This window comes from Lyngbya sp. CCY1209 (assembly GCF_035615495.1).
Classification (GTDB): domain Bacteria; phylum Cyanobacteriota; class Cyanobacteriia; order Cyanobacteriales; family Microcoleaceae; genus Limnospira.
In genome coordinates, this window is the sequence record NZ_JAJENU010000486.1 from 1 (window position 1) to 7468 (window position 7468).

General features: G+C 53.2%; 8 protein-coding genes and 1 pseudogene. 5 read left to right on the plus strand and 4 right to left on the minus strand.

All coding sequences use genetic code 11. From position 1 onward, the window contains the following. Positions 1–523, minus strand: a pseudogene (locus LKE08_RS15315) (hypothetical protein); the annotation flags it as partial. A 545-nt stretch (positions 524–1068) separates the two neighbouring features. On the opposite strand from LKE08_RS15315, the gene LKE08_RS15320 reads away from it, so the two are divergent. Continuing rightward, a complete protein-coding gene (locus tag LKE08_RS15320; RefSeq protein ID WP_324705110.1) occupies positions 1069–1503 on the plus strand; it encodes a helix-turn-helix domain-containing protein in 435 nt (144 codons plus the stop codon). Positions 1504–1655: 152 nt separating this feature from the next. Here LKE08_RS15320 and rimM read toward each other — a convergent pair whose 3' ends face one another. Continuing rightward, positions 1656–2285, minus strand: a complete 630-nt coding sequence (gene rimM, locus LKE08_RS15325) for a ribosome maturation factor RimM (protein ID WP_324705111.1) — start codon at positions 2283–2285, stop codon at positions 1656–1658. Positions 2286–2327: 42 nt separating this feature from the next. On the opposite strand from rimM, the gene LKE08_RS15330 reads away from it, so the two are divergent. From LKE08_RS15330 to LKE08_RS15340, 3 genes are all read left to right on the plus strand, one after another. Continuing rightward, positions 2328–3602, plus strand: coding sequence for a tetratricopeptide repeat protein (locus LKE08_RS15330; RefSeq protein ID WP_324705112.1), 1275 nt, complete (start codon positions 2328–2330; stop codon positions 3600–3602). A gap of 1 nt (position 3603) precedes the next feature. Then, entirely contained in the window at positions 3604–4134 is a 531-nt protein-coding gene (locus tag LKE08_RS15335) for a hypothetical protein (RefSeq protein ID WP_324705113.1), read from the plus strand. 243 nt (positions 4135–4377) lie between these two features. Then, a complete protein-coding gene (locus LKE08_RS15340) occupies positions 4378–4518 on the plus strand; it encodes a KGG domain-containing protein (protein WP_324705114.1) in 141 nt (46 codons plus the stop codon). A 211-nt stretch (positions 4519–4729) separates the two neighbouring features. Here the strand turns inward: LKE08_RS15340 and LKE08_RS15345 are convergent, their stop codons facing one another. Together LKE08_RS15345 and LKE08_RS15350 are read right to left on the minus strand one after the other, a co-directional pair. Then, positions 4730–5464 carry an NUDIX domain-containing protein gene (locus tag LKE08_RS15345; RefSeq protein WP_324705115.1) on the minus strand — a complete coding sequence of 245 codons (735 nt, stop codon included), beginning with the start codon at positions 5462–5464 and terminating at the stop codon, positions 4730–4732. A 7-nt stretch (positions 5465–5471) separates the two neighbouring features. Next, a complete protein-coding gene (locus LKE08_RS15350) occupies positions 5472–6050 on the minus strand; it encodes a nicotinate-nucleotide adenylyltransferase (protein WP_324705116.1) in 579 nt (192 codons plus the stop codon). A gap of 332 nt (positions 6051–6382) precedes the next feature. Between LKE08_RS15350 and LKE08_RS15355 the strand changes: the two genes are divergently transcribed. Continuing rightward, positions 6383–7333 carry an ABC transporter ATP-binding protein gene (locus tag LKE08_RS15355; protein WP_324705117.1) on the plus strand — a complete coding sequence of 317 codons (951 nt, stop codon included), beginning with the start codon at positions 6383–6385 and terminating at the stop codon, positions 7331–7333. The last annotated feature ends 135 nt before the right edge of the window (positions 7334–7468 follow it).

Consider the following 7468-nt stretch of genomic DNA (forward strand, 5'->3'; position numbering starts at 1 on the left):
CTTGACTCGGCGGCTTCGGGGCGGAGTCGGCCTGGGGACGGGGCGGCGCCGGCGGGGTCAAATCCGGGACTTCCGGGACGAACTCGTCTACCAGAGCCAACGGTGCCGGTGAGGCCGGCTCTTCACCGCTGAGATTGTCCCCGACGGCGACGGCGACCGATGGGGGCGCGGCCCCCGGTGGAGATGGGGCGGTCGCGGGGTCGGCGACGGATTTGACGGCCGGCTTTTGAACCGAGATCGCGGCGTTCTCGGCCGAGTCCGAACCGGCGAGTTTAGATGGGTTCAGATCGGATGCTTTTTGAGACGCTACGGGAGTAGGGTGTTCAGATAACTCAGTTTCGGCGTTCCCGGAAGCCCGGAATTTCGTTGAGTTCTGTTTGGCACCTGACTCTCGGGTTGAGTGAGACTCGGAAACGCCATCGACTCCTTTGGCGGTTGGGGGGACCGCTTCTCCCCCCCCGATATTGAAGAATACGATGGCCCCACTCACTCCCACAGCCATTAAATAGCGAAGAACAGGCATAAGTTTTTTTGATTTCACTGAGTCTGCAAGTCCAGAACTCATTTTAGAGCAAGGTTGAAAGATTGCTCTAACATTTGACACTCCCGGCCTCCGAGGTGTAGGGGGAATTCCACGGGTGGCGATCGCCCATCGAGTCCCGGACGGACGGCGGCGCGGGCGTGGTTCAGCCCGGGGGGACGGAGCAGGTAGCCACGCGGAGAAAATTCCGGGACAAGTGCGATTTGTTTCCGTACCTAATCTAAAATTCCGTAAATTTACGGAGATATCGGCCACAGTCGATGTTCAAAAAAGCGATCGATTTCCGAGAATTTGCTGTTGGTGTTTTTTTCGATTTATTCTAATCTTAAATTAGGGTCTGAAATGAGTTGTCTCCTGCGATCCCGTCCGAGTTGACCTGCGGTTTTCCCGCGCCGAGACCGTCTCCATTGCATCGTTGCCGTTGTTTTCGGTTGTCCCCAATTCCATTTGACACGCGGGGGAACGCCGAACCGAGCGATCGGCAGACCCGACGAATCCTTCTAAACCTCTACCCCCCCTGAAGTTCGATGTCTATCTCAGAACAAGCTTTAAACGACATTCCCACCCTTCTCCGTACCGTCCGCCATGAACTGGGCCTCTCTCAAAGCAAATTGGCCCAGCGCTTGGGGGTGTCCTCCCAGACGATCAACCGCTGGGAAAACGGACATTCTCAGCCGTCTCAACTGTCCATGAACGTCCTCAAAAATCAGTTAAATTCTTTAGATATCCCCCCCGATCTTAAACCGTCTCCCTCCAAATCTTCCCTCCAGTTCGAGGGCCTTCGCCAAGCCGATGTCGCCCGCATCCTGAATGTTTCGTTTCAACGGGTCCAGACCATCAGGAAGCGGCATTACATGGAATTTACCTGGGACAAAAATATTCAAGCCTGGGTCACTTCTCGGGACGAAGTCCAGCGCTACATCGACAACAAAGGCAAGCGCAGAAGACGGACCATCCACTAAAATCCTTTTGAATTGAACTCTCCATAATCCCACCCGACCCGACCCTCCTCAAGGGGAGGGTTGTTTCATTCCGCACCGACAAATGGCGCTTAGGATCGGTGGAAGCGCAGCCCTTCCGATCTCTGACTTGCTATTACCGATTACCGATTCCCTCACTCCAACAAACCGTCCGGCGGCGTGATTTCCAGGCGGCGATTTTCCAAGTCCACCACCGGGACGATCTCCGGGACGAAGGGAATCAAAACCGTTTTGGGTTGGGACGCTTTTTGGCGAAAATGCCGTTTCCGCCGTTTATTTTTGGGGATTTTTTCCAACTTCGCCTGCAATGCCGCGTCGGCGGCCAGTTCTTCCTCGGTGGGGGCGACATTTAACTGCACTTCCAACAGGTCGTTTCCCGCCGGAATCACGTCGGTCACGGTCCCGATCGCTTCTTGGCCGGATTGGCGGAACACTTCCAACCCCAGCAGGTCCAAAACGTAAAATTCGCCCTCCTCCAAATGGGGGCGATCGCCTTCCGGGATCAGCAGGCGACTATTTCGCAACGCCTCGGCGCGATCGCGGCTGTCCACCCCCGCCAATTCGACCGCGTAGAGCCCCTTGCCGGGAATCACCCACCCCCCCAACAGTTCCACGGGTTGGGGTTCCGCCTCTCCGGGTTTTTGCAGCCACCGGGTTCCCGGTTCGAGAAACCGTTCGGGGAAGTCGGAGTTGGGATACACCCGCACCTGGCCCCCCAAACCCTGGGCGGCGACGATTTTACCAATCTCAATCCAGTCAGACATGATAAGATTTCAACATTTTAACCGATAGTGGGTGAACGGGTCATGGTCTGGAGTTCTCGACGAGTCCCCATTTTCTCCCCGATGGTGGCGACCATCAAACGTCAAATCGCGGGACGGCGAGCCGATTTGAGTCGAAACGCTCATCGGACGATCGCTTCTATTTTACTCTCGATCGCGACGGCAATTCTCGCCGCCGGGCCCCCCGCCTTCGGGTCGGATTCCCTGATCGTCGCCCAAGCCGTACCAGAGTCAGATGCCGAACTCCGCGATCGCGTCCAGACGGAGGTAGACAGCGTTTTTCGCCGCACTTTGGCGTTATTGAATTTGATCTTGGTGTTCCTGTTTCTCCTCCCCACCATTGCAGGGGTCGGGGTGTGGTTTTTGCTCTCCAAATTGACCCGGCAAGTGTTTGAGGTCCGCCAAGAAATTGACAGTTTGAAATCCGACGCGATCGCCCAGATCGAAGCGAGTATCCGGGAGGCGAAAACCGCCCTCTACCAACTGCAAAAAAATGCCACCCGGGCCGACGAGGCGATCGAGAGTTTGAAGGTGCAGACGATCCTGCAATTGCCGGAACCGGAGGTCGAGGAGTCGCCCGAAACCGAGGCGGAACCCGCCCCCGCCGCCCAAACGCCGGAACCGACTCCCGAAAAGCCCGAGGAACCGGAAACCCAGACCCCGCAACCCACCCAGCCCCGGCCTCCGGGGGGCGATCGCATCCTGGAGGCGGCCCGGCAGTTCGCCAAACAGGGGGAAAAATTTTTCATGGAAAATCGTCTCGAAGAGGCGATAGACGCTTACGACCAGGCGTTGAAATTGCAGGCGAACTTGCCGGAAGTTTGGAACAATCGGGGGGTGGTTTTGACCAGGCTGAAGCGGTATCAAGAGGCGATCGCTTCCTACGAACAGGCGATTCAAATTCGCGCCGACTATCCCGACGCCTGGAGTAACCGGGGGGTGGCGTTGGCGAAGTTAAAATATTACGAAGCCGCCGTTTTTTCCTACGATCGCGCCATCCAATTGAAGGAAGATTATCTGGATGCCTGGAACAATCGCGGTCAGGCGTTGATGAATTTGCAGCAGTACGACGAGGCGATCGCCTCCTTCAACAGCGCGGCTAAAATTCGGCCCGACTTTTATCGGACGTGGTACAACAAAGCCCGCTGCTACGCCCTCAAAGATAACCGAGAGTTGGCGATCGAAAATCTCCGGCGGGCACTCCGAATCAATGCGGACGTGGTGAAAAATTTTATGAAAAAAGAGAAGGATTTTGATAAGCTCCGTGAAGATCGTCGGTTTCAAGAGTTGGTCGGTTGAGATGCTAAAATTTAACAAAAAATCTGATTATTTAATTTGGAGCGGTTGGCTGATATTGGGGTTGTCGTCGCCGGCACTGTCGGCGATCGCGGATCAGCCTGCAACCGCCCAACTGCCAGGGAGTTTCCGGGTTCAGAACCCCTCCTTTATCGACCGGGACAATCAAACTCAGCGACAGTTAATCCAGTCGGAAGTAGACCACACTCTCCGACGCTTGAATCCCTTTCTCAACACTTGGATATTGGTGGCGGTTTTAGTTCCGGGCGCCATTTCGATGACCATTTTAATTTGGTTTTTTCGGGAAGCCCAACACGCCCAAATCTGCCGGCAAACCCTGGAAGGGTACAAAGAGGATATCCGCGATCGCATCGAATATTTGGCGTCGGAAGCCCAGGATGTTCTCGACGAACTTCAGATGGCCGTGAATTTGACCGAGGAAAAAATTGACGCGATCGAGTCTCACATTCAGTCTTTATCCATCGAAGACGAGAAGGATTCCGATTTTAGTGTAAACGATGAAAACGAAGATTAAACCCGGAGTTTCGGTTATATTTAATTCAAATTTTCGATCTTTTGAGTCAAGTCAAAAGAAAAGTCGGTTTATTGTTGAGCGTGATTGGCTGTTTTTAGAGGAAAATTATCACCAAAATTAATCCGTCTTCAGGGCGATTAATTTGCGTTTAAAACGTGCATCTCTGGAGAGATGCGATCGCCCTGTTCGATACATTACGGTTGCGAGTTAATCAATATTTATTTAGAAACGGGAGAAAAGTAGATGGCTACTAACGAACGCGGATTTGCTTCCATGAATGAAGAAAAACAACGAGAAATCGCGAGGAAAGGCGGTCAAGCAGCCCACCGAAAGGGAACGGCTCACGAATTTTCTTCCGAAGAAGCTCGCGAAGCGGGTAAATAACCGGATCTGATATTAAGACAGTTGTGAATTTTCACCACAGAGGCACAGAGAACACAGAGAAGATATCCCAACCTAAATGCGTACTGCTATATTTCTGATTATCGAATCAAAAAGTAGTTTTTGTAAAAAAAATTATTTTAGCGAGTAGGGGCCCCTGGCTTGCGCCCTCGGGAACTAATGTCCAAACGGAAAAACTGCACTTTTTAAAATATCAAACGAACACCAAAGGTTTATCTTTGAACGGGGCGAAGGCTTCCGCGTCGAAGCGGTAGAGGCTGGCGGGCCGTCCGGCGCCACGGGAGGCTTTCAACCCGGTATCGGAGAGAAATCCCAATTTGAGCAGGCGGGTGCGGAAGTTGGAATAATCTGAAAAACCCTCCCCCAAAACGGTGAGATAAAATTGGTAAAGTTCCCCCAACGTGAACAGTTCGGGGAGCACCTCAAACGCCACCGGACTGTATTCCAATTTGTTGCGGAGGCGCCGGTAGCCGTACTCCAAAATTCGATCGTGATCGAAGGCGAGTTGGGGCACATCTTGGATGGGATACCACGCCACCCCCGTCACCCCTTCGGGAATCAATTGTGCCTCCTCGTACCGGACGAGGGCGAAATAGCTGACGGACAAATAGCGGACGTGGTAGCTGTCGGCACTTTCTCGCGGGTCGCGATCGGGTCCGCCGAAGGTGTAAAGTTGTTCTAAATAGAGATTTTTGACATTTATTTTTTCTTCTAAAATCCGGTAGGCCGCATCCTCCAAAGATTCGCCCTGACGAACTAGCGTTCCCGGCAAACTCCAACGATCGCGAAAGGGTTTCTGTTGCCGCATCACCACCAACACCAGCAGGCGATTTTGTCCGGTATCGATGGAAAAAATGACGTTATCGACGCCAACTTTGAAGTCCGCCAGGGGGTGATTCGTCAATTGGTTTGGGCGATGTTCTGCCATTTCATTGTTATCGGCTCAAACTGGATTGATACAAATTTTCGCGATCGATGTAAGCTTGAACCTTGGGCGGAATCGGGTTCGGATCTCCGGCTTGGCGAAAATCCGTCGAGGAGACATCCAATCCCTGCCAGTCCGCGATCGCGACTCGTCCGCCCAACTCGCGAAGTTCCGCCAAATCCCCATCTTGAATGTCGTATCCCGGTCGCGGGATGACCAGCAGGTTAACCTCGGCTAACAAATCTTTTATTTTATACCAACGGGGAATCTGCGTCACCAAATCCGATCCCACCACCAGGGTAAAGTCGGCGTCGGGCCAGTGTTTGCGGGCGCCACAAACGGTTTCGATGGTGCGACGGCTACTCAATTCCGGCTTCACAACGATATTATCCCCCGGCGGATCGATCTGTTCGATGAGAACCCCCAGCATCGCCTGACGGTGTTCCAGGGATGCCCCGTGGGACTTGAAGGGGTTGTCGGCGGCCCACACCAACACGCGATCGAACCGTCGGGCGAGTTGACTCAAAATGGACTGGTGCCCGGCGGTGGGCGGGTCGGCACTGGTTCCGAAAAGGGCGATTCGGGTCATCAACAAATTGGGCTAATTGCTCTGTTTATTATGGCGACAGAAGCGACGGGCGGCAAGTCTCCGGGGAGCGATCGCCCTTTTTTTTTCGGGCCGCCTGTCAAAAAATTGGTTAAAATTGGGTAACTTAGGTGCATCAATTTTCAATCCCAAACCTATATTAATCTAATGGGCGATATCCCTCAACCGATCTCGCCCGGTTCGCACCGTTCGATCTCCGCACCGGCGGGGATAAATTGGCGATTCTCGACGAATTTTCAATTTTTCCGTAAGCGGGGACGCGATCGCTGTAGTGGACATGAATCCTTTGCAATTCCCAACTTTAAATACCCGTCATGGCTAAAGAATTGGCGATCGAAACGCGGGGACTGACGAAACAATTTGACCGTCACGTTGCCGTCCACGATATGGATTTGCAAGTTGCCCGGGGGGAAGTCTACGGACTCATCGGCCCCAACGGGGCGGGAAAAACCACCCTGTTGCGGATGTTGGCGACGGCCGAAGATCCCTCCACGGGGGAAATTTACATCCAGGGAGAACGGCTGTTGCGCGATCGCAGCAACCCGGCTTTGAAACAATATATCGGCTATCTCCCCGACGATTTTCCCCTCTACGATGACCTCACCGTTTGGGATTATCTGGACTATTTCGCCCGCCTTTATAATCTCAAAGAACCGAGGCGATCGCGCCGTCTATTTGATGTGTTGGAATTGGTGGATCTCACCCACAAACGCAACAGCCTCATTTCCACCCTTTCGCGGGGAATGAAACAGCGCTTGAGTTTGGGACGAACCGTCATCCACGAACCCCTTTTATTACTATTAGACGAACCGGTTTCCGGCTTAGATCCCATCGCCCGCCAACAGTTCCGAGACATCATCAAAGCCCTCCGGGAAGCCGGAATGACGATCATAATTTCCTCCCACGTTTTGAGCGATTTGGAGGATTTTTGCACGTCCATCGGCATCATGGAACTCGGCTATTTGGTCGAAAGTGCATCCCTCAAAGAACTCTATCAACGCCTGAGTCACCAGCAAATTTTAATTTCAATGTTGGGATCTCCCGATCCGCTGATTGCCGCACTGCGGAATTATCCCGGCGTTGAGGAATGGGAAATCTTTCCCGGCACCCAACAGGTGCGGGTGCAGTTTTCGGGCGGTGTCGAAGAACAGGCGAACTTGTTGCGATCGCTCATTAACGCCAACTTGTCGATCGCCCAATTCCATCCAACCCAAGATAATTTAGAGTCAATTTTCCTTAAACTCGGACACAAACAGGCATCTTAGAAAAGGCAATAGTCAAGAGGCAACAGGCAACAGGAATGATGATTTTTTTGCGATCGGATGTAGGGGCAGTGCGTCCCCGCCTGCCTGACAATTCTGTAGGGGCAGTGCGTCCCCGCCTGCCTGCCCATTCTGTAG